This window comes from Trichloromonas sp. (genome assembly GCF_034006665.1).
Taxonomy (GTDB): Bacteria; Desulfobacterota; Desulfuromonadia; order Desulfuromonadales; family Trichloromonadaceae; genus Trichloromonas.
The window spans coordinates 1-21954 of record NZ_JAVESI010000014.1 but is presented as its reverse complement, the minus strand read 5'-3'; the positions used below and the strand labels follow the sequence as shown (position 1 = coordinate 21954).

Sequence of the window (21954 nt, the reverse complement as noted above, 5' to 3'; positions counted from 1 at the left end):
ACCCGCCAGGTCGTCCGAACCCCGGGCTTCAAAAAACCGGCGGCCCCCGAAAGGGCCGCCGGAGTCCGATCATTCCGCCTCCGCGCTTTTGTGCTCAGCCAAAATCTTGGCCGTCAGGTGAAGCGGTACTTCTTCGTAGTGGGAAAATTCCATGGTGAAAAGACCCCGGTCCGAGGTCATGGAGCGCAGCTCGGGTGCATACTTGAGCACCTCGGCCATGGGCACCTGCACGGCGATGTTCTGGCTGCCGCCCTGGGGCTCAACTCCGAGAACCTTGCCGCGTCGGGAGTTCATGTCGCCGATGACGTCGCCGACGCAATCGTCGGGGACGGTGATTTCCATGTGCATCACCGGTTCGAGGAGCACCGGGTTGGCTTCTTCCATCCCTTTTTTGAAGGCCATGGACCCGGCGATCTTGAAGGCCATCTCCGACGAGTCGACGCTGTGGTGCGATCCGTCATAGAGGGTGACCGAGAAGTCCTGCACCGGATAGCCGGCGAGGATGCCGTGTTTCAGCGATTCCTGAATCCCCTTGTCGACCGCCGGGATGAACTGGCGGGGGATGACCCCCCCGACAACCTTGTCGATGAACTGGTAGCCCTCCCCGCGCGCCAGGGGCGCGATTTCGATATGCACATCGGCAAACTGGCCGCGACCGCCCGACTGCTTTTTATGACGATAATGCTGTTTGACCGTCTTTTTGAAGGTTTCACGATAGGGAACCTTCGGCTCTTTGAGGAGGACATCGACCCCAAACTTGCGCTTGAGTTTTTCTACCGCGACCTCGACATGGACTTGGCCCATGCCGGAAAGGATCATTTCCTTGGTCTCCTCGTCGCGCTGCACGCCGTAGGTGGGATCTTCCTCCATGATCCGATACAGGGAGCTCATGATCTTGTCTTCATCCCCCTTGCTCTTAGCCGCCAGGGCGAAGGAGATCACCGGCTTGAGAGCCAGCGGGCTGGGATAGACGATGGGTTTGGCGACATCGCAGAGGGTATCGCCGGTGGCGGTCTCCTTGAGCTTGGCCACGGCGACGATATCGCCGACTTCGGCCTCGGCCAGCGGGCGCTGCTTCTTCCCTTCCAGCTCGAAGATCTGGCCGATGCGCTCGGTGGCTTCCTTGTTCGGGTTATAGATCGTCGAATCGCTCTTGAGAGTGCCCGAATAGACGCGGAATAGGGTCAGCTTGCCGGCGTAGGGATCGCTGATGGTCTTGAAGACCATCGCCGAAAAGGGCTCTTTCGGATCGGGCCGCCGCTGATCGGCTTCGCCGGTCTTCGTATTGGTACCGTACTGGATGCCTTTGTCGATGGGCGAAGGCAGACAGTTGACAATGAAATTGAGCAGATTGCGTACGCCGATATTGGCCGTGGCACTGCCGCACAAAACCGGAGTAAAAACCTTGGTCAGGGTCCCTTCGCGCAAGCCGCGAAGGATTTCGTCGCGGTCGAGGGACTCGGTTTCCAGGTATTTTTCCATCAATTCGTCATCGGCCTCGGCCGCCGCCTCAACCATGATGGTACGCAGGCGCTGGGCTTCCTCCAGATATTCGGCGGGGACATCGGTCTCATCATAGGTGCCCTTGCCGTCGAACTTGAAGAACCGGGCCTTCATGTCGACCAGGTCGATGATCCCCTTGAAGTCCTCGCCGGATCCGACCGGCATGGAGATGGCGACGGCGCGGGTGTCGAGACTCTTCTGCACATCGTCGACCGCCTTGAGAAAGTCGGCGCGGTCGCGGTCCATCTTGTTGACGAAGACGATGCGCGGTACTTCAAACTCGTTGGCCCATTCCCAGATCTTCAGGGTCTGGGCCTTGACGCCGTCGACGGAGGAAACGACCAGCACCGCCCCGCCGAGAATGCGCAGGCAGTTGCGGGTATCATGAAGAAAGTTGGTATAGCCGGGGGTATCGACGATATGCAGGCTGCAATCCCCCCACTCGCAATGGTTGAGGCTGGAGCTGATGGTGATCTGCCGCTTGATCTCTTCGGGCTCGAAGTCCATGGTCGAGGTGCCGTCATCGACCCGGCCGAGACGATCGGTCATGCCGGTGTTGAAGAGGATTGCTTCGGTCAGGGATGTCTTTCCGGCATCCCCTTGCCCGACAATTCCCAGGTTACGCAGTTTGGCCGTTTCATACTTTCCCATGATTCCTCCTTACAGTTCACCTTGAGGTGAAACCAGCTACAGGATTGACGTCAGGAAACAACGAATACGGGGACCAACCCCGGCAATCTCTACGCGACCGCCAAAAGCGGAGAAAACAAATTCTTGTCGTTTATTCGACGGTTTTACCTCCTTTATTGAGGTGATGGATGATTTTCAGTCCTTCCAGGGTAAGCATCGGCTCGACCTCGTCGATGCCCTGGGAGTCGGCGGCGACCAGCGGCGCCAGGCCGCCCGTCGCCACGACCAGGGCGGTCTGGCCCAGTTCCCGGTGCATGCGCGCGACGATGCCGTCGACCAGCCCGACGTACCCATAGAAGATGCCGGCCTGCATGCTGTTGACCGTATTCTTGGCGATGACCTGGGGCGGCCGGCAGATATCGACCCGGGGCAACTTGCTCGCGCGCATGAAAAGCGCTTCGGCGGAAATGGCCACCCCCGGCGCGATGGCGCCGCCCAAGTATTCGCCCCGGGCGGAGATGCAATCGAAGGTGGTCGCCGTGCCAAAATCGACGACGATCAGGGCGCGGTGGTATTTCTCGTAGGCGGCAACGGCATTGACGATGCGGTCGGCCCCGACCTCCTTGGGATTGTCGTAGAGAATCGGCATGCCGGTCCTGATGCCGGGACCGACGACCTGGGGCTCCTGGTTGAAACAGGACCGGCAGAGTTGGACGAAGGTCTCAAGGACCGGCGGCACCACGCAGGAGATGATCACATCCCCGACCTCGGCGAAGGACTGACCGGAGAGGCCGAAGAGCCGGTCGATGACGATGGCGTACTCGTCGGCGGTGCGGGTCTTGTCGGTGGTGATGCGCCAGTTCCGGATCAGGGTTTCGCCGTCGTAGAGGCCGAGGACCGTATTGCTGTTACCGATATCGATGACCAAAAGCATGAAGTAGTCGCACATCCATTTAAGAAGGTTGAAGTTTTCGGGATCACCCCGGGACTGTCCGTTCCAGGGGACGGACATCCCCGGCGAGAATCTTTTCGAGGACATCTTCGGTGCGAACCAGCAGGCCACCGTCGTTATCCAGTCCCTCGACCCGCCCCCGGATCAAGCGGCTCTGGCAATCGACCTCCACATCCCGGCCGATAAGATCGCACAACGCTTCCCAGGCACGAATGACGGGGGGAAAACCGGAGGTCAGGAACTCGCCGTAGAGACTGTCCAGATGGCGATAAAGAGAGCGGGCGAAGGCCAGGCGGGAAACTTCGCGTCCGGTTTCGATGACCAGGGAGGTCGCGGGATAACGAAGATCGTCGGGGAACTGCTCGGGACGCATATTCAGGTTAACGCCGATGCCGAGGACAATATAACGCACCCCTTCGGTTTCGGCATTCATCTCATTGAGCAACCCGGCCACCTTGCGACCGTTGAGCAACACATCGTTCGGCCACTTGACCAGCGGGCGTAGACCGCTGACTTCCGCTACCGCCCGGGCCACGGCCACGGCGGAGAGGAAGGTGAGTTGCGGACCATCGTAAGGAAGAATCGGAGGGCGAAGCAGAATCGAGGTGTAGAGATTGACGGCCGGCGGCGAGGCCCAATAGCGGCCAAGGCGGCCTTTTCCCGCCGTCTGTCGGTCAGCGATCACCACCGTCCCTTCGGGATGGCCGCTATCGCCGAGCTCGCGGGCACGCAGGTTGGTCGAGTCGGTTTCGTCGAAAAAGACCAGCTCTCGACCGATGATGCGGGTCTTAAGACCGGCCCGCACCTCCTCGGCGAGCAGAACGTCGGGGACGGAGGTCAAACGGTAGCCCCGGGACGGCAGGGCCTCAATGGCATAGCCCAAAGACCGCAAATGCCGGATCTTTTTCCAGACGGCGGTCCGCGAGACTCCCAGCTTTCGGCTGATCTCCTCCCCGGACAGCAGCGTCCCGGGATGAGCGCGAAAGAGTTGCAGGATGTCTTCGTGTTCCAGTCGTTGCCCCATGGGGTCTCTGGCCTGTCCTTATTGAAAAAGCATGGAAATATCGGCGGAGCGGTAGGAGTGGGTCAAGGCGCCGACGGAAATAAAATCAACGCCAGTCTCGGCGATACCCCGCACGGTATCGAGATTGACCCCGCCCGAGGCTTCGCTCAGCGCCCGCCCGTCGATGAGACGGACGGCGTCGGCGAGCATGGAAAGGTCCATATTGTCGAGGAGGATGATATCGGCCCTGGCTTCCAGCGCCTCGGCCACTTCGGCGAGGTTCTGGGTTTCGATTTCAATGCGCAGGGTGTGGGGCGCCCGGGTGCGCGCCCGCTCGATGGCGACGGCAATGCCGCCGGCAGCGACGATGTGGTTTTCCTTGATGAGGATGCCGTCATAGAGAGAAGTGCGATGGTTACGGCCGCCGCCCATGCGCACTGCGTATTTTTCAAGAACGCGCAGCCCCGGCGTGGTTTTGCGGGTATCGACCAGGGTCGCTTTCGTACCATCGACGGCGCGAACATACTGGGCGGTCAGGGTGGCGATGCCGCTCATGCGCTGGAGCAGGTTGAGCGCGACCCGTTCCCCTTGCAAAAGCAGCGCCGCCTCTCCCTTGATCCAGGCAAGGACCTGCCCACGATTGACCGGGCGGCCGTCCGCGATGATCTTCTCGAAGGCGACCCCCTCGCCGACCAGACGGAAAACCCTGGCAGCCACATCGATACCCGCCAGAACGAAGTCTTCCTTGGCGACCAGTTGCGCTCGACCGGGGGTACCCGGGGCTACCGTGGCCAAGGTAGTGACATCCCCCAGGCCGATATCTTCATGCAATGCCGTCTGGATGATCCGATCGATTTCAAACATTTGCGCTCCTGCCTAACATATTGAAAACGCTTTTTATATAGCACACTGACAAAAGCCCCCGCAACTGAAAAGCCTGAAAGCCGGCAATCTTCTTATCCCCTGCGGATCGGCTGATTTAATCTTTACATTTTCAGTGGTTGTGCTAGAAAGAGGATCGGCCTCAAACCGCCCCCGAACCGTCGCGCAACCGCCTGCCGGGGCGCACTTTTCCCTTCCTTCCATCCCCTCTCCCCGGAGCTTCTCGTGAACCGCAAACCGTTCCTTCCCGTTCTGATCGCCCTGACTCTGGCTTGCGGCGCCTGCGTCAGCAACAGCACCTACCAGCAGAAGCTCGACGAAAACGACTTCATCACCCGGCAACTCGGCGAGATGGAAGCCGACTGCCAGTTGGTCAAGGATCGCCGGGATTACCTGGTGAAGCTCAACGGCGACCTGGAACGGCGCCTGCACGAAGCCGCCGGACAGGAAAGCCGGCAACGGGCGGAACTGAAGAAAGCCAAGGAAGACATTGCCCGCCTGGAGAAGGTTCTCGCCTCGCGCAACAGCGAAACCGGCGCCGCTCTCAAGGAGATGCGCCAGACCATCGACCGCCTGGAAGAAAAAAATCGCGATCTGGAACAGGAACGTCTGGCCCGGGAAGCACGTTTGGTGAAAATCCGTGAAACCTATGACGAACTGACTGTCCTGCTGGCAGCGGAAATCGGCCGGCGGGAAATTGCGCTCGACACCCATCCCGACAGTCTTTCCATCAATCTTTCGGAAAAAATCCTCTTCGATTCGGGGGCGACCGACGTGAAACCGGCGGGGCTGGAAATCCTGCGCCGTCTCGGCGGCGTCCTCGTCAACCTGCAGGGGCATGATATCCGCATCGAAGGACACACGGACAATGTGCCGATCAGTTCACGCCTGCGCGAGAAGTTCGCCAGCAACTGGGAGCTTTCGGCGGTCCGCGCGGCCAGCGTTCTTCACTTTCTCCAAGAACAGGTCGGCCTGCCCGGGGAAAGCCTCGCCGCCGTCGGCCACGGGGAATTCCGACCCGTTGCCGACAACGCCACCCCCGAGGGCCGGGCGCTCAACCGCCGCATCCGGATTCTGTTGAAACCACAGGATCTTCCGACAGCCCCCTGAAGGTATCCATGACAGCAATTGACTGGATCTTCTGGGACAACGACGGTGTCCTGGTCGACACGGAAAATTTCTATTTCCAGGCCTCGGCGGAGGTCTTGAGCGACGTCGGCGTCGAACTCAGCCGCGAGCAGTTCATCGAAATCTCCCTGCGACGCGGGGAGAGCGTCTTCGATCTCGCTGCGGGAAACAAACCCTATCTCGACACCCTGCGCGAGCGCCGCAACCGCCGCTACGCCGAACTGCTCGGGCAGGGGATCACTCCCATCGCCGGAGTCACCGAAACCCTGCGCGCCCTGCACGGGCAGGTGCGCATGGCCATCGTTACCAGCTCGCAACGCGACCATTTCGACCTCATCCATCGAAATACCGACCTTCTCGACTACTTCGACTTCATTCTCACCCGCGAGGATTACCGGCACACCAAGCCCCACCCCGAACCCTACCTCACCGCCCTGGCCCGCGGCTGCGGCGACCCGCAACGCTGTCTGGTCGTGGAAGATTCCCAACGGGGGCTGGAATCCGCCGTCGCCGCCGGCCTCCGATGTCTGGTCATCCCCGGTCATCTCAACCAACAGAGTGACTTTTCAACCGCCCACGCCATCCTCAAAGACATCACCGAAGTCGCCGCGTTCCTCCCCTGATCGTGCGTCTCCCGATCGGGGTCGGGTCTTGCTCCGCCCTAAATCGCTGGGGCCGGTTCAGCCCCTTCTCTCTTTTTATTCCGCAAACCGAGCAGCACCGCCACGGCGTTGAAGAGCGACTCGTCGCACTACTCTCACGACATACCCAGGGATGGTCAGCAACTTCAGCCGCGATAGGATACCGACCGCCGGAATAAAATCCAATATTTCCAGGCTGGACAAGGATGAGGGTTCATGGGGATAATGAACGGCCTGAAATTTTCTCGGAATGGCCTTTTTAATAACGAGCGCACGGGCGATGGACTCGGACATTCAAGGAGATCGGCATGACTTGGACCATGATGGGGGGCGTTCTCGGCGGCCTCGGGCTCTTTCTACTCGGCATGAGCCTGATGACCGACGGCTTCAAGTTTGCGGCGGGGCGCGCCCTGCGTGGGATTCTCGAACGCTCGACGCAAACCCCCTTACGCGGGCTCCTCTCTGGCGCGTTGATCACCGCCTTGGTACAGGCTTCGGCGATGGTCACGGTGGCGACCATCGGCTTCGTCAATGCCGGACTGATGAGCCTGCGCCAGGCGGTGACGGTGATCTACGGCACCAACATCGGCACGACCATGACCGGCTGGCTGGTGGCGACGGTCGGCTTCGATTTCGACATCCAGAAGCTCGCCCTGCCCGCCATCGGTATCGGCATGTTTTTGCGGGTCTTTCGCGGCGAAAGCCGGGCCGGACATCTCGGCGAAGCCCTGGCCGGCTTCGGCCTTTTTTTCAGCGGTCTCGACGTTCTCAAAGGGGTCTTCGGCGACCTCGGACAGAGCCTGCAATTCACCGCCCTTTCCGGGTACGGGTTCTTCTCCACGGTGGCCTTCGTCGGCGCCGGTTTTCTGCTCACCGTGCTCTTGCAATCGTCGAGTGCCGCTCTCGCCATCGTCCTCACTTCGGCGGCCGGCGGCGTGCTCGGCCTTAGCGACGCCGCGGCGATGGTCATCGGCGCCAATGTCGGCACCACCATGACCGCCCTGCTGGTGGTCCTGGGAGCGACCAGCAGCGCCAAGCGGGTGGCGGCCGCGCACATCGCCTTCAATCTGATCACCGGGGTGGTGGCCTTCGCCACCCTCCCCCTGCTTCTCAAATTTCTTGATTTTCTCCAACACTCCTTCGACCTAGGCGCGGGACCGGCGACCGAACTCGCCCTCTTCCACACCCTTTTCAATCTACTCGGGGTGCTGCTCCTCTGGCCCCTGACCGGAACCCTGTCTCGCCTCCTCGAAACCCGCTTTCTGGTGGGGGACGCCGACGAATCGCAGCCGAAATATCTCGACCGAACCCTGACCACAACCCCGGTACTCGCCCTGCATGCCCTGACCCGGGAGTTGGCCCGCGTCGGCAAAATGACCCGGGACTTGGCGCGAGAGGCCATCAGCAGCGAACGGGTGGCCACACAAATCTTCCAGCTGAAGCGTGAAACCGTGGACCGACTGGGGGAAGCCATCGGCGAATACAGCAGCCGTATGCAGCAGAGCAATCTTCCGCCGATCTTGGCGGAAGTGCTGCCCAATGCCCTGCGGGTATCCCGCTATTACAGTGAAATTGCCGAACTCTCCTTGCTTGTTGGCCAAGCCCATCAACAGACCACGGAACTGGAACACCCGGAGATCCAGACGGCGATCCATGCCTTCAACAGTCGAGTGGTGCGCCTGCTCTCCAGCATCGACAGCTACACCCCCGAATATCCAACCGATGTCTACGACGGCGAGATGAAAGAATTGCAGGGCGCCTACCAGAGCCTCAAGAGCCGCCTGCTGCGCTCCGGCACCGAAGGGCGTCTGCCGGTACGGCGCATCGTCGAACAACTCGATAACGAAAGCAACATCCGCCGTCTCGCCGAACAAGCCGACAAAGCCGCCCGCTACTTACAGACCCTGCTCGACTATCTGGAACAAAATGGAGCGGGGGCGAAAGGGCCGGAGAACTCCGCCAGGGCATCGTGAAGAAACGTGCCGGAACGGATAAAAAACGCCCCGTTTCAAAGGAGGGTTGAAACGGGGCCAAATAGCCCTCGGGGAAAGGGCGAAACGGTTCGGGTAGGGCGCTTATCCCGAAAAGGATTAAAACGTCTCGGGACGCTTATTTCATTAGCAACAGCGATGCCAACCCTTAGAAAATCTTTTCAAAAACTCGAAAACATTCCCTAAGCACCTATAACCCATAGAGTAAATGAGATTTTCATAAATTTCTCACCCGCAGTTATCACGGTCCCGCAAAAAACGAAAGATGGCTAAAAATGACCACCTTTCGCATCTCATCGGGTAAATTTTAACCGTATCACCCCTCAATCGGAACCGGCCAGCCGGTATTTTTCCAGCTTATAGCGCAACGTCCCCCGCGCCATGTTGAGCAGGCGGGCGGTCTTGACCACATTACCGCCGGTAAGCGCCAGAGCCTTGCCGATCAGATCCCGCTCCACATCCTCCACCAGCTTTTCCAGATCAATCCCCGCCGGTGGGATTTCCTGGGGAATCTGATCGAAGCGGCGCGGGGCATCCCCCCAGATCTCCTTGGGCAAACACTCGGGCCGGATAACGGTATCGTGGTGCATGATGCAGATCCGCTCCACCAGATTACGCAACTCCCGGACATTTCCCGGCCAGTGGTAACGCAACAGCAGATCAAGGGCGTCGCGGGAAACCTCGCGGATGTTCTTGTGGAACTCGCGGCTGAAACGCTTGATGAAGTGGTCGAGCAGCGGCGGGATGTCCTCGCGCCGTTCCCGCAGAGGGGGAAGGTGGATGGGGAAAACGTTGAGACGATAGTAGAGATCCTCACGAAATTCCCGGGATTCGATGGCGCTCTTCAGGTCGCGGTTGGTCGCCGCCACCACCCGCGCATCGATGGCGATGTTGCGCGTCCCGCCAAGGCGGCGGATGCGGCGGTCCTCCAGCACCCGCAACAGCTTGACTTGCAAGCCCATATCCATCTCGCCAATTTCGTCGAGAAAGATCGTTCCCCCGGACGCCTCCTCGAAAAGCCCGATCTTGCGACTCTTGGCATCGGTAAAAGCGCCCCGTTCATGGCCGAAGAGCTCGCTTTCAAGCAGGTTGTAGGGGAGCGAGCCGCAGTTAATTTCCACGAAAGGCCGTGCTTTTCGGGAGGAAAGATCGTGCACGGCCCGCGCCACCAGTTCCTTACCGGTGCCGCTTTCGCCGGTGATCAGGATGGTGGCGGTCTCGTGCTTGGCCACTTCCCGCACCTGATGGTAAACCTGAAGCATGGGCGGGCTCGTCCCGATCATCTCCAAGTCGGCGGGCAGGCCCTTGCTTTCCCGTCGCAGATGGCGCACTTCCCGGCGCAGGCTGCGGGTTTCCAGGGCCAACTTGACGATCAGGCGGATGGCGTCGGCCTTGAAGGGCTTTTTGATGTAATCGTACGCCCCCATCTTCAGGGCTTCGACGGCGCTCTCCACGGTCCCGTAGCCGGTAATGATGATGACCAGCAGTTCAGGGTCGATGTCCCGCAGAGCGGCCAACACCTCCAACCCGCTGCGGGGGCCAAGATTGAGATCGAGCAGGACCAGATCGACCTCGGCCTCGCTCACTTGGCGCAGGGCTTCTTCGCCGTCGGCGGCGGAAAGGGGACAATAGCCGTCCTCGGCGAGAATCCGTTCGAGATTTTCGCGGATAAAGGCTTCGTCGTCGACAATAAGTATTCGTTCCATGAATCCTCGCAGGCTCGAACCGGAGAAGACTACCGAAGCAGTCCCCCAGGGGAGGGGTGGCGAAGAGCATAACAGAATGGCCAATTTTGGCCAACGGAAGAATCAGTTTGTCCCTTCCTCGGGAATCGGCAGCCAGAGAGTGAAGACGCTGCCGACTCCGGGGGAACTTTCGACGACGATACGCCCGCCGTGGTCGGCGAGGATGTTCTGGGTGATGGAAAGCCCGAGACCGGTACCGCTCCCCTTACCGGTGTAGAAAGGCTCGAAGATCATAGGAAGTTGCTCGGCGGGAATGCCCACACCGCTATCGCGGATACAGATACGCACCTCGCCGTCGACCCAGCTCGCGGCGACGGTGAGTTCCCCCCCGTCAGGCATGGCGTCGAGGGCATTGTTGAAGAGGTTGAGAAAGGCCTGCTTGAGTTTGTGGGCATCGAGGGGGAAGCCGGGCAAATCCTCATCCAGCGCCTCGACCAGGCGAATCCCCTGGCGCTCGCACGACTTGCGGATGAGAAAGAGGGTTTCACGCAACACCGTGCCGATATTTCCCGGTTCCCGGCGCAGTTGCGGCGAAGCGGCAAAATCGAGTAGACCGCTGACCAGCCCTTCAAGGCGCTCAATCTCGCTCAGGGCCCGGCGGATCAGTTCCTGGTCGGCGGACTGCCCCAACAGCCGGTCGTGCAGGTCGTCGAGGAGCAGACTGATGCCGGTGAGGGGATTGCGCACCTCGTGGGCGATGCCGGCGGAAAGCCGGCCCAGAGCCGCCATGCGTTCCATGCGCGCCAGCTGCCGGCGCATCTCCACCCGCTCGGTGATATCCTCGATGGTCAAAATCCGCTCCGCTCCCTGCCCCGCCGCCGAGGGAATCAGGGCCAGACGAAAGACCCGGGGGCGACCGGCGACGGTCACATCGACATAGTCGTGCCAGCGGCCGCCGGAGGTCTTCAGACCGACGGCCAAAGCCGTCAGCAGACTCGGCCAGGCCGAGAAGAGCGTAGCGAGTTCCCCTTCGACCGTTCCAGACAGATCGAGCAACCGCACCGCCGGTCCGTTGATCGAGGTGACCCGGCCGGCGGCGTCGAGGGTCAACAGACCGATGTCGATGTTCTCGACCAGGGTCTCCTTGAAATCCCGTTCACGGAGAATTTCCCGGCGGGAACGGTCGAGATCGGCGAGAGTGGCGGCGATGCGCTCCTGCCGATCCTTGAGCTGTTGGGCCATGCGATTGAAGGAGACCGCCAAAACGCCGACTTCGTCCCGGGCGGTCACCGGCACCTGGGTATCCAGTTCCCCCCGGGCCATGCGCCGGGTGCCGTCGATCAGGGTCGACAGGGGGCGGGTAATCCCCCGGGAAAGAAAATAGGCAGCGGCCACGACCAAGAGAGCGGTGCCGAGAATCATCAGCCCCGCCTTGCCGACAAAACGGGTCATTTCCGCCCGGATTTCCGTCGAAGCGGTATGGGCCGCAGCATGAAAGCGGCTAACTTCGGCGCCGATGGTCACGCCGCCGAAAATTCCGCCGTCGGCATATTCGCCGTAGCCGAAACGGATTGGCGCATAGGCCATGATCTTCTGCGAGCCGCCGATATTGGTGACGTCGGCCACCCCCGATTCCCCGCGCAGCACCGCCGCCGCCACCACCGGATAGTTGGGGTGGACGAAACCGGCATGAAAGAGATTGAAAGGAATGGCCCCCCGTTCGACCAGCTCGGGAGGGGAAGCGGCGGTGTAGGGCGGCACCAGTACGCCCCGCTCGTCGAGACCCCGCAGATCCCAGTGTTTGGGGTGGGCGATCATCCAGCCTTCATCATCAAACAAGAAGGCGTAATTGCCGCTGTCGTAGGAGGAAAAGACGGTGAAGAAGGGGGAATGGGGGAGAATGTGCTGGGTAAACTCCATCAGATGGCGGTGATCGAGGGAAAGGACCGCGACTCCGCGCAAGGTTCCGTCGTCACCATGCACCGGCATGGCGAAACGGATCACCCCCCGGTAGCGCTCCCCCTCCACCGCCGCTTCCGGCGTCGGCGCCCCCGCCAGCTGACGCTGCTTGTCCAGATGCCGGCCGGTGACCCGGGTGACATGCACCCCACCCGGCGGCAAGGCCCGGGCACGAAGAAAATAATCCTCGCGCCCGTAGGTGGTCCGGGACGGGTCGGAAACATCCCGCAGCGCCGCCGGCACCCCTTCCACCAGACGAACGACTTCGCGGCCGTCGGCAGCGATCCAGGCGAGTTCCGAATAGAGGGAACGCTCTTCCCGGGTCTCTTCGGGAGCCGCGTTGCTACCCCGGCGAAACCAGACTGGGCGCAGCTGATGACGATAAAACTCCCGATAGACGTTTTCGTCGACAGGAAGAAGGGCGAAATCGGAAAGATCGGCGACGGCCTGGCGAAGGAAATCCTCGACGTCGGCAGCGACCATCCCCGCCCGCAGTTCCAGGGCTTCGGCGGCCTGCTCATCGAGGGCCCGGGTCGCATGGGCGAGCAGCTGGCTTTCCACGGAACGCAGGCTGCGGCTGGAAACAACGACCAGCAGCACGAGCGGCAGAAGGGACAGCAGGCAGAAAGCCAGAAGGACTTTTTTGTGAAAGGAGAAGGGGGCGCGAAGCATGGCCGCCATTATAGCAGGAGGCGGCCGCCGGCAGGATTAAAAATTTCGGCCGGCGGCAATTCGGTCAGGATGTGAAGATGTTGAGAATTCAGCGGGATTCGCCACGCAGCTCGCGGGAGTCGATGGCCAAAGGGAGAAGGCGCTGATGCTTGGCGAGCACCGCTTCGAGAGAGGGGCCATCATTCATGATGACATCCCCCGGAGCGAAAACGGTCCGGGCCACGTGCGAGCCGTTGGCCCGCTGGAAAACCGCCACCTCGTAGCGACGGCCACGAATATCGAGATGTTCGGAATGGATCAGAGTGCCCGTCTCCATGATTCCCCCCTCGGCAAGATTGACGGTGTCCGGTTTGCCGGATTGCTGAAAATCAATTAGCAAATCCCGAGCCAACCCGAAAACCAGGTAAATCCTGATGGAAGAGGGACAAAAAAGCCCCCCCGCTTTGGCAGGGAGGCCTTTTCACGTGAACGATCAAGTGATTTGACCGACGGGGGGCTGACTATTTGCGGCGGCTCACCGCATAATCGGCCAGTTCCATCAGGGCGGTCTTGACCAGACCGTCGGGGAAAGCGACAAGCTTGAGTTTGGCCCGCTCGACCAGTTCCCGGGCGCGCCGGCGAGTATAGCCGATGCCGTCGTACCGCTCAATCAGACCGACGACATAGGCGAGATCCTCGTCGCTGAGAGTCTCCAATTCGACGATTCCGGTCAGGCGCTCTCGTTCCTCATCGGTACAGTGGCGCAGGGCGTGAATCAAGGGGAGGGTCACCTTCCCTTCTTCGAGATCGTGCCCCGTGGCCTTGCCGAACTCGGCCTGATCAGCCACATAGTCGAGGGCGTCGTCCATGAACTGAAAGGCGATGCCCAGATCCATGCCGAAATCGTGCAACGCCTGCTCGCGCTCCTCATCAACCTCGCCGAGAATCCCACCGACCTGGCAGGCAGCGGCGATGAGCACGGCGGTCTTGTTGCGCACCACATCGATGTAGCTTTCCTCGCTCAGATCGAGATCGCAGGTGCTGACCAGCTGCTGCACCTCCCCCTCGGCCATCATCGTGGTGGCGTCGGAAAGCGCCTGGAGGATCTTCAGGCTGCCGCCGCGCACCATGATGGAAAAGGACTTGGCGAAGAGAAAGTCGCCGACCAGCACCGAGGCCTCGTTCCCCCAGACCGCGTTGGCCGAGGCGTTGCCCCGGCGCAGCACGGCGCTGTCGACCACGTCGTCGTGAAGCAGGGTGGCGGTGTGAATGAACTCGACCACGCTCGCCAGACCGACATGCCTGTCCCCCCGATAGCCGGCGAGCTTGGCGCAGAGAAGAAGAAGCATGGGGCGAATGCGCTTGCCGCCGCTGGAAAGGACATATTCGCCGACCTTGCGGATCAACAGCACATCGGAAGTCAGATCCTGCTTGAACTGAGCTTCGACCCCGAGCAGGTCGTCATGGAGAAGTTCCAGGGCTTTTTCCATAATCCGTCAATCATCCTCAAAGCTTGGTTAAATTCGCGCCATCTTAGGAAGCATCCCCCGACTTGTCAAAGGAATTTTCCCCGATCGCGGCGGGAAGGGGACGTCCGCAGCGCGCCTTTTGCGCGGGTTCATCCGCCCCTCCCTCTTTGCGAGAGAGAAATCTGCTGCACCCGGGGGGAAATTACGCTAATCTAAGAAAATTTCCGGCGGCCAAAAGCTGCCGAGACTCACTTTCCGGAGGTCAATCAATGAAAGGTTTCAACCTCTTCCTGCGCGCCGTCCTGCTCCTTACCGCTCTCACATCCGCCAACGCAGCCTTCGCGGCGATTCCCACCGAAGTCACCCTCGGCACCCCGCGCATGGGTGAAGTCCATTTCGACCACAAGCTGCATCAGAAGGTCGGCGAATGTGCCGTCTGCCACCACAAGGGGGTGGAACGAGGGGGTTGCCGCGACTGTCACGGAGTGGATGCGGCGATCCCCAGCATGAAGGAAGCCTCCCACGCCCTGTGCCGGCATTGCCACAAGCGGATGAACGCCCCTTACGGCTGCAAGGACTGTCACATCAAGAAGAAATAGTCGATGGAAGCGGGGCGGCACGTTCGGCGCGCTCCGCTTCCACCCCTTGATCAGCGCAGCAGCTTGGCCAGATAGAGGAAGGTGCCTCCCACCGACAGCGAGGCGAGCAGATTGCCGACCAGGTGGGTGATCTGGGAAATCTGGTAGCGGACGGGATAGGCCTGCATCACCGCCGGCAGATCGAGGCGATAGACTTGGATATAGAGCTCCGACCCCTTCCACAGGAAAATGCAGACGAAGACCGCAATAAAGGCGAGAAAGCCCTTGCCGATGGGACTGTCCTTGACGTTGAGATAGATCTTGCGGATCAGGTCGATGTTGATCAGGGAGAGAAAGACCCAGTTGGTATTGCCGACGATGCGGATGGTCCGCAGGGTTTCGGCGTTCGGGGCCGGATTGATGAAGATGAAGATCTGGGAGGCAAAAATCACCGCCAGGGTGACAAGATAAACCTGACGTTTATCCCCTTCCAGCTCTAGGGTGCGGGAAAAGACGTAATATTCCTGAAAACCGTGGCTCATCACCAAAATGGCGATGGTACTGATGATGTGCCCCATGGCCTCGACCTGGGGGATGCTGGTCCCAGGGAGAAACGGCATGGCCTGCGGCAACAGTTCGCCGAAGAGAATCAGGAAAAAGCCCACCGCGATACTCGTCCAGACCCGGGCGTTGCCGATGCTGAAATAAAAGGAAACCAGCCCGGCCACCAACCAGAGAACTACCTGCAATCCGCTAAAATCCATCCCAATCCTCCCGTTATAGCTTCAGTTTTTCATCAAACCGATTTACAGCTTGTCCTGCGCCAGATGTTCCATCTCCTCCAGCATCCCGTTGACCTTGCCGTGCCCGGCTACCAGTCGCGCCCCCTTGCCCAGACGCTCGAAAAAAACCGCCAGGGAGGCATCGTCGATGACTGAACCGAGGTTTTTTTCGAATTCCTTCTCCACCAGCGAACCGCCGATCTTACCGAGATGGCGCATGGCGATCTGCCGCCAGGCTTCCAGCAAGACTTCCCGACGTTCAGCCTCGCGTGCCGCCGGATCGACCACCGGAGGGGCCGCAACGGGAGGCACGGCAGCCGCAACCGGTTCCGGTTCGGGGCGGCGGGCATCCTGAATCCGTTTCCAGAGAGCGGACAGATCCGCCGAGGAGAGCAGATCGGCGAGCATCCCCTCCCCCACCCCTTTGGTGGTCAGGACATCAATCTTGGCCCCGGGCAAACGCGCCACCGACATGGAGGTATCGGCGGTCGTCTCGATGGCGGTTGAACCATCATGGAAGAAACCCAGGGGGGTCCCCTCCCGGTAAAAGATCAGCGCCACCCGGTCACCAGTGTAAATACGCAGGCACCCGGTGATCGCCAGTTCCTTGAGCCGGGCAAGGAGCAGCTTGATATCGATGAGCTTGAGTTCCTGCCCCTTGTAAAGCAGGTCGCCGTGGAGCAGGACGTGCACGCTCAAGGCCAGTTCGGGGCTGAGGCGATAGACGTCGAGGCGTCCCCGTCCCTCCAAGGACTGCTCGAAAATAGCGGCGATGGCGTCGTAGGCAATGAGCCGTTCCCGCCCATCCTCAAGCAGGGAACTGATGAGCCGCCCCTGTTCGAAGATGATAACCCCGGTCGCGGCGGGGAAATCAAAGCGCAGATAGCCGGAAAACTTTCCCGCCTGAAGTTTTTCGAGAGCACCGGGAAGATTGATCTTGCCGGGATTGGCGTTTTCCTTGACGGGGTTGCCCTTGGGCAAAAGAACCATAAGTTTTCCTCCCCGGAAAAAGACTCGGGTGATATATCCCAATAGATCGGACGTGTGGTTCGCCGCGTAAAATCCCGGCGAAAGAGGTTGTCTCAAGAAAGCTCGGGCGCGGCCTCCTGCAGCTCCTCCCAACGGGCATAGAAAGCCTCAATCTCCTCTTTAAGCTGCCCGTGCTCTGCCGATGTCCGACGCCAGTTCTCGGCGTCGCGGTAGAGCTCGGGATCGGCCATGCGCCCCTCCAAGGTGAGCAGCTCCTCTTCCCGTTGCTCGATCTTCGCCTCCAGATCGAGCAACTCTTTTTGCCGGCGCCGCTCCAGGCGCTGGGCCTCTTTACGCTCTTCGTGCCCGCGCTTGCGCTCTTCCTTGTCGGCGCCCTCCGCCATCGCAGCGACCGCGCCCAGTTCGACCCGCTGCCGGGAATGGCTGAGATCCCCCTGTCCGGCCCGCCAACGGAGAAAATCCTCGTAGTTACCGAGACAGGAGTCGATCCGTCCGGCCTTGACCTCGACCACCCGGGTCGCCAGGCTGTCGACGAAATAACGGTCATGGGAAACGAAAACCAGGGTACCCGAATAGCCTTTAAGCGCCCGGAGAAGAACTTCCTTCGATTGCAGGTCGAGATGGTTGGTCGGCTCGTCAAGCAGCAGCAGGTTGGCCGGCCGCAACAGCAGAATGGCCAGGGCCAGGCGGTTGCGCTCACCGCCGGAGAGAACCGCGACCTTCTTGTGCACGTCGTCGCCGCTGAAAAGGAAGGTGCCAAGGATGTCCCTTACCTTCGGCACCATCTCGAAGGGAGCGGCCGTGGTAATTTCCTCGATCACCGTCTTTTCCGGATCGAGAACCTTGGCCTGATCCTGGGCGAAATAGGCCAGATGCAGGTTGTGTCCCTCTTCCCGCACCCCGCCCTTGGGCGCTTCGTCCCCGGCCAGAAGGCGCATCAGGGTCGACTTGCCGGCGCCGTTGGCTCCAACCAGAGCGATGCGCTCCCCCTTTTCCACGCACAGATCGATGCCGTCGAGAACGGTCAGCTCGCCGTAATGCTGGGTCACACCCCGCAGTTCGAGGGCGATGCGCCCCCCTTTGGGCGGCTCGGGAAAGCGGAAGGCGATCTTCTTGCGCGCCGGAGGAATATCGATACGCTCGATCTTCTCCAGCTGCTTGACCCGGCTCTGCACCAGCGAGGCCTTGTTCGCCTGATAGCGGAAGCGGTTGATGAAAGCCTCGATCTTCTCGATCTCCTCATCCTGGCGGCGCTTGGCCTCCATCAGGGCCGCCACCCGCGCCTCCCGCTCGATTAGATACTTGCTGTAATTGCCCGGGTATTCGGTGAGCTTGCCGTTCCAGACCTCGACGATACGCCCCACCACCTGGTCAAGAAAGAAACGGTCATGGGAAACCAGAACCACGGCGAAGGGGTAGCCGATAAGATAATCCTCCAGCCAGTCCCGGGCCGGCAGGTCGAGATGGTTGGTCGGCTCATCAAGCAAGAGCAGATTGGGCCGCTGCAACAGCAGCTTGGCCAAGGCGATGCGCATCTGCCAGCCGCCGGAGAAGTGCTCGCAGGGCTTGTCCCAGTCCCCTTCGGCAAAACCGAGACCGCGCAGCACTTTGGCGATTTCCGTCTCCATGACATAGCCGCCCCGCTGACGAAAGGCCTCCTGCAAGGTCGCGTAGCGATCCATGTCCGCTTGCCCGTGACGGACGGCAATGGCCTGCTCCAGCGCCGCCAGATCCTTCTCCATGGCAAGCAGTTCGGCGAACGCCTCGCGCACTTCGGCAAAGAGGGTGCGCCCCCGATGCTCCAGGCCGTCCTGGGGCAGATAGCCGAAGGTAGTCCCCCGCGCCGTCTGCACCTCGCCGCCGTCGGGACTGATCCGCCCGGCGAGCATTTTCAGCAGAGTGGTCTTGCCGGCGCCGTTCTCCCCGCAGAGGCCGATGCGGTCGCCGGGGCGAATATGCCAGTCGATACCGGCGAAAATGCGCCGGTCGGCGAAATCTTTAATGACATTTCTGAGTTGCAACATGAGGCCTTTTATAACACAAGGAACGGCACCATAAAACCTTGAATTTTCTAGCTTGCCCTTTCACAGTTTCCCTCTGTTCAAAACCTTGGGGCTCTGTTATAGTTGCGACGCTTTTACGGCTGCCCTCCATCCCCGCAACGGATGTCGAGTCGGACGCCGTGAACAACCGCCTCCATCGAGCTTTCCGGCTCTGGATATAGCGAACCCACTTTATCGAAGGATCCGGGGGAGAGTGCCGGCTCCGACTGATCTCCGCCCAGGCGGAAGCGGCCGGGAACTGGTCAACCCTCGTATCCCCGGCGGCGATTCCGAGCGCCGCCGAACACCCCGTTGCGATCCGCCCATGGCTGGATCAGAAGGAATTCCATGAGCAAAAAGATGCTGATCAACGCCTCCCATTCGGAGGAACACCGGGCGGCCATCGTCGAGGACGGCGCCCTTACCGAACTGGAAATCGAAGTCATCGGCCGGGAACAGACCCGGGGCAATATTTACAAGGCGGTGGTGGTCCGGGTCGAAACCGGGCTGCAGGCCGCCTTTGTCGATTACGGCGCCGACCGTCTCGGTTTTCTGCAGATGGGGGAGATCCATCCCCTCTGCTACCGGCGCAGCGCCGCCGGCGGCGAAAACAAGGGACGGCCGCGCATCAGCGACATCCTGCAACGGGGGCAGGAAATCCTCGTCCAGGTGGTCAAGGAGGAGCGCGGCACCAAGGGGGCGGCGCTGACCACCTACCTCTCCCTGCCGGGCCGTTACATGGTGCTGATGCCGGAGAGCGATACCAAGGGAGTCTCCCGCAAGATCGAGGAAGAAGCCCAGCGCAAGAAGCTCAAAAGCTCGATGGCGTCGATGAATCTGCCCGAAAGCATGGGCTACATCGTGCGCACCGCCGGCATCGGCCAGAGCAAGGAAGAGCTAAAGCGCGACTTCGACTACCTGCTGCGGGTCTACGAAAACATCCAGGAACTGGCCAAACGGGCCAAGGCTCCGGCCCTGGTCTACAAGGAATCGAACTTAGTCATCCGCATGATCCGCGACTATTTCAGCGCCGACATCGACGAGGTGCTGGTCGACGACGCCAAGGTCTTTCAGGAAGCCCGGGATTTCTTTCAGCAGGTCATGCCCGAATACGCCCGCCTAGTCAAGCTCCATCAGGAAAAACGCCCGATCTTCTCCCGCTACCAAATCGAAGAGCAGATCGAGACCATCAGCAAGAACAAGGTTCCCCTCCCCTCCGGCGGCTCCATCGTCATCGACAGCACCGAGGCGCTGGTGGCCATCGACGTCAACTCGGGGAAAATGGCCTCCGAACAGGGGGTCGAAGCCACCGCCTACAAAACCAATCTCGAAGCCGCCGCCGAAATCGGTCGACAGCTGCGCCTGCGCGACTTGGGTGGCCTGATCGTCATCGACTTTATCGACATGCGCGACCGCAAACATGTGCGCGAGGTGGAAAAGAGCCTCAAGGAAGCGCTGAAGATGGACAAGGCGCGGGTCACCGTCGGCCACATCAGCAGCCAGTTCAGCCTGCTCGAAATGAGCCGACAACGGATCAAGACCACCCTCGCCGAAGGAGCCTTCCTCACCTGTCCGTACTGCGAGGGGAGCGGCCGGATCAAAAGCACCGAGGCCCAGGCCGTGGCCTTCATGCGCAAACTCCAGGCCGGCATCGCCAAGGGACAGATCGGCCTGGCCGAAGGCGAGGTGCCGATGGAGGTCGCCACCTACCTGCTCAACGCCCGGCGCGAGGAACTGCTGCTCATGGAGCGCCAGCACAAGCTCTCCATCGTCATTCGCGGACGGGTCGATCTCAAACCGGGACAGTTCGAGCTGACCTTCGCCAAGCGGGAAAAGGAAGAGCAGACGGCAGAATTCGTCGACGCCAGTTCCTTTACCAGAGCGGCGCTGGAAGATGACGAACATCCGCGCGCCGATGAAGCGGAAAACTTCCCCGTCGAGGCGACGAAAACGGAAGCCGTCTCTGAAGCCGACGGCGAGAAGGAAGTCGCCGAAGTCGCCGAAGTCGCCGAAGCCGCCGAAGCCGCCGAAGGAGGCGAAGAGGCACCGAAGAAGAAGCGCAAGCGGCGGCGGCGCAAGAAAAAGAATGGGGATGGAACGGCGACCGCCGCGAACGGCGAGGAACCGACGGAAAACTCGATCGAAGAGGAGGAGGAAGAGGAAGAAGAGAAATCCCCTCTGCAAGTCTCCTCGGAACAAACGGAAGAAGCGCTTGAGACCGCCACTGAGGCGGCGGATGAGCAAAGCCCCGAAGTTCGCGGGCCGGAAGAAGCCAAACCCGCCAAGAAACGCCGGCGGCGGCGCAAGAAACCGGCCGGCGCCCAGCCGGCTTTTGCGGAAAGCGAAGAAACGCGGGCAACTGAAGAAACGGCGCCCGACGATACTTCAGTGACGGCGGCGGAATTCGCGGAAGATCGCGCCAAAGCGCTTCCGGCGGCGGATATCCTCCCGGAAAGGACACCGCAGCCGACACCCGTAGCGACCGACACGGCCCCCATCGTGGAGACCAAGGCCGATGCTCCGGAGACGGAAAGCGCACCCCAAAAGAAACCGACACGCACTCGGAGTCGAAAACCGCCCGTAAAAGCTTCCGTGCCCCCGGAGCCTTCCGCCCTTCCGGTCACCGAAACCGGTCCGGAAGCGCAAGAGACAAAGGCGGAAGAGGCCGCACCGCCGACAACCGGTGAGGAACAGACCCCCGTCGCCAAGCCAGCTCGCAAGCCCCGGGCTCCGCGCAGGAAGGCTGCGGAATCGGCCCCTGTCGATGCGCTCGCGCAGGACGAAGCCACAGCTGAGATGGAAGAAGGAAAACCCGCGCCCAAGAGAAAGCCGCGCGCCCGGAAAACCCCGGCGGCGACTCCGGAAACCGGAGTGACCGAGGCGAAACCCAAACGCCGGCCCCCACGCAAGAAAATGGAAATCCCTCCCGACGAAGCCTGAAATCGGGTAGGAGGCGGGGTTGCCCCCGCCGTCCTCCCACACCACCGTGCGTACGGTTCCGTACACGGCGGTTCACGTGACGTTCTGAAAGCGACGGTGGTGGTCAATTAAGGAGACCAACCCCGCTT

Annotated in this window: 16 protein-coding genes; 5 read left to right on the top strand and 11 right to left on the bottom strand. The window is 61.0% G+C overall.

The genetic code is table 11. The features are described 5' to 3' along the window. Positions 1–69: 69 nt before the first annotated feature. The 4 genes from fusA to nadC form a co-directional block, all read right to left on the bottom strand. Positions 70–2154 (bottom strand): elongation factor G, encoded by a 2085-nt coding sequence (gene fusA, locus RBR25_RS07450; RefSeq protein ID WP_432818915.1) that lies wholly within the window; start codon positions 2152–2154, stop codon positions 70–72. Positions 2155–2284: 130 nt separating this feature from the next. Then, the gene (locus tag RBR25_RS07445; RefSeq protein WP_432818966.1) at positions 2285–3067 is read right to left on the bottom strand and encodes a type III pantothenate kinase; all 783 of its coding nucleotides are present in this window, start codon (positions 3065–3067) and stop codon (positions 2285–2287) included. Between the two features lie 43 nt (positions 3068–3110). Continuing rightward, positions 3111–4109, bottom strand: a complete 999-nt coding sequence (locus RBR25_RS07440; protein WP_432818914.1) for a biotin--[acetyl-CoA-carboxylase] ligase — start codon at positions 4107–4109, stop codon at positions 3111–3113. An 18-nt stretch (positions 4110–4127) separates the two neighbouring features. Next, positions 4128–4952, bottom strand: a complete 825-nt coding sequence (gene nadC, locus RBR25_RS07435) for a carboxylating nicotinate-nucleotide diphosphorylase (protein WP_432818913.1) — start codon at positions 4950–4952, stop codon at positions 4128–4130. Positions 4953–5195: 243 nt separating this feature from the next. Between nadC and RBR25_RS07430 the strand changes: the two genes are divergently transcribed. From RBR25_RS07430 to RBR25_RS07420, 3 genes are all read left to right on the top strand, one after another. Further along, complete coding sequence (locus RBR25_RS07430) at positions 5196–6080, top strand: OmpA family protein (RefSeq protein WP_432818912.1); 885 nt, start codon at positions 5196–5198, stop codon at positions 6078–6080. Positions 6081–6088: 8 nt separating this feature from the next. Beyond that, positions 6089–6721, top strand: coding sequence for an HAD family hydrolase (locus RBR25_RS07425; RefSeq protein WP_432818911.1), 633 nt, complete (start codon positions 6089–6091; stop codon positions 6719–6721). Positions 6722–7047: 326 nt separating this feature from the next. Beyond that, complete coding sequence (locus RBR25_RS07420) at positions 7048–8712, top strand: Na/Pi cotransporter family protein (RefSeq protein WP_432818910.1); 1665 nt, start codon at positions 7048–7050, stop codon at positions 8710–8712. 341 nt (positions 8713–9053) lie between these two features. Here RBR25_RS07420 and RBR25_RS07415 read toward each other — a convergent pair whose 3' ends face one another. The 4 genes from RBR25_RS07415 to RBR25_RS07400 form a co-directional block, all read right to left on the bottom strand. Next, the gene (locus tag RBR25_RS07415; protein ID WP_432818909.1) at positions 9054–10436 is read right to left on the bottom strand and encodes a sigma-54-dependent transcriptional regulator; all 1383 of its coding nucleotides are present in this window, start codon (positions 10434–10436) and stop codon (positions 9054–9056) included. A 102-nt stretch (positions 10437–10538) separates the two neighbouring features. Beyond that, positions 10539–13046 (bottom strand): ATP-binding protein, encoded by a 2508-nt coding sequence (locus RBR25_RS07410; RefSeq protein ID WP_432818908.1) that lies wholly within the window; start codon positions 13044–13046, stop codon positions 10539–10541. Between the two features lie 88 nt (positions 13047–13134). Beyond that, entirely contained in the window at positions 13135–13362 is a 228-nt protein-coding gene (locus tag RBR25_RS07405) for a hypothetical protein (RefSeq protein WP_432818907.1), read from the bottom strand. A 184-nt stretch (positions 13363–13546) separates the two neighbouring features. After that, positions 13547–14515: a polyprenyl synthetase family protein gene (locus RBR25_RS07400; protein WP_432818906.1), complete on the bottom strand. Its 969-nt coding sequence runs from the start codon at positions 14513–14515 to the stop codon at positions 13547–13549. A 248-nt stretch (positions 14516–14763) separates the two neighbouring features. Here RBR25_RS07400 and RBR25_RS07395 point away from each other — a divergent pair, with 248 nt between their 5' ends. Then, positions 14764–15093 carry a cytochrome c3 family protein gene (locus RBR25_RS07395; protein ID WP_432818905.1) on the top strand — a complete coding sequence of 110 codons (330 nt, stop codon included), beginning with the start codon at positions 14764–14766 and terminating at the stop codon, positions 15091–15093. A 50-nt stretch (positions 15094–15143) separates the two neighbouring features. On the opposite strand, the gene RBR25_RS07390 is transcribed toward RBR25_RS07395, so the two are convergent. From RBR25_RS07390 to RBR25_RS07380, 3 genes are all read right to left on the bottom strand, one after another. Further along, the gene (locus RBR25_RS07390; RefSeq protein ID WP_432818904.1) at positions 15144–15836 is read right to left on the bottom strand and encodes a hypothetical protein; all 693 of its coding nucleotides are present in this window, start codon (positions 15834–15836) and stop codon (positions 15144–15146) included. Between the two features lie 42 nt (positions 15837–15878). Beyond that, positions 15879–16844, bottom strand: coding sequence for a GTPase-activating protein (locus RBR25_RS07385; protein ID WP_432818903.1), 966 nt, complete (start codon positions 16842–16844; stop codon positions 15879–15881). A 92-nt stretch (positions 16845–16936) separates the two neighbouring features. Further along, positions 16937–18868, bottom strand: a complete 1932-nt coding sequence (locus tag RBR25_RS07380; protein WP_432818902.1) for an ABC-F family ATP-binding cassette domain-containing protein — start codon at positions 18866–18868, stop codon at positions 16937–16939. Positions 18869–19234: 366 nt separating this feature from the next. Here RBR25_RS07380 and RBR25_RS07375 point away from each other — a divergent pair, with 366 nt between their 5' ends. Next, complete coding sequence (locus RBR25_RS07375) at positions 19235–21826, top strand: Rne/Rng family ribonuclease (RefSeq protein ID WP_432818901.1); 2592 nt, start codon at positions 19235–19237, stop codon at positions 21824–21826. The last annotated feature ends 128 nt before the right edge of the window (positions 21827–21954 follow it).

What these genes read in the sequence shown, in the direction of transcription:
- fusA (WP_432818915.1), bottom strand. Translation starts at nt 2,154, where the DNA reads ATGGGAAAGTATGAAACGGCCAAACTGCGTAACCTGGGAATTGTCGGG.
- RBR25_RS07445 (WP_432818966.1), bottom strand. Translation starts at nt 3,067, where the DNA reads ATGCTTTTGGTCATCGATATCGGTAACAGCAATACGGTCCTCGGCCTC.
- RBR25_RS07440 (WP_432818914.1), bottom strand. Translation starts at nt 4,109, where the DNA reads ATGGGGCAACGACTGGAACACGAAGACATCCTGCAACTCTTTCGCGCT.
- nadC (WP_432818913.1), bottom strand. Translation starts at nt 4,952, where the DNA reads ATGTTTGAAATCGATCGGATCATCCAGACGGCATTGCATGAAGATATC.
- RBR25_RS07425 (WP_432818911.1), top strand. Translation starts at nt 6,089, where the DNA reads ATGACAGCAATTGACTGGATCTTCTGGGACAACGACGGTGTCCTGGTC.
- RBR25_RS07420 (WP_432818910.1), top strand. Translation starts at nt 7,048, where the DNA reads ATGACTTGGACCATGATGGGGGGCGTTCTCGGCGGCCTCGGGCTCTTT.
- RBR25_RS07415 (WP_432818909.1), bottom strand. Translation starts at nt 10,436, where the DNA reads ATGGAACGAATACTTATTGTCGACGACGAAGCCTTTATCCGCGAAAAT.
- RBR25_RS07410 (WP_432818908.1), bottom strand. Translation starts at nt 13,046, where the DNA reads ATGCTTCGCGCCCCCTTCTCCTTTCACAAAAAAGTCCTTCTGGCTTTC.
- RBR25_RS07405 (WP_432818907.1), bottom strand. Translation starts at nt 13,362, where the DNA reads ATGGAGACGGGCACTCTGATCCATTCCGAACATCTCGATATTCGTGGC.
- RBR25_RS07400 (WP_432818906.1), bottom strand. Translation starts at nt 14,515, where the DNA reads ATGGAAAAAGCCCTGGAACTTCTCCATGACGACCTGCTCGGGGTCGAA.
- RBR25_RS07395 (WP_432818905.1), top strand. Translation starts at nt 14,764, where the DNA reads ATGAAAGGTTTCAACCTCTTCCTGCGCGCCGTCCTGCTCCTTACCGCT.
- RBR25_RS07390 (WP_432818904.1), bottom strand. Translation starts at nt 15,836, where the DNA reads ATGGATTTTAGCGGATTGCAGGTAGTTCTCTGGTTGGTGGCCGGGCTG.
- RBR25_RS07385 (WP_432818903.1), bottom strand. Translation starts at nt 16,844, where the DNA reads ATGGTTCTTTTGCCCAAGGGCAACCCCGTCAAGGAAAACGCCAATCCC.
- RBR25_RS07380 (WP_432818902.1), bottom strand. Translation starts at nt 18,868, where the DNA reads ATGTTGCAACTCAGAAATGTCATTAAAGATTTCGCCGACCGGCGCATT.
- RBR25_RS07375 (WP_432818901.1), top strand. Translation starts at nt 19,235, where the DNA reads ATGAGCAAAAAGATGCTGATCAACGCCTCCCATTCGGAGGAACACCGG.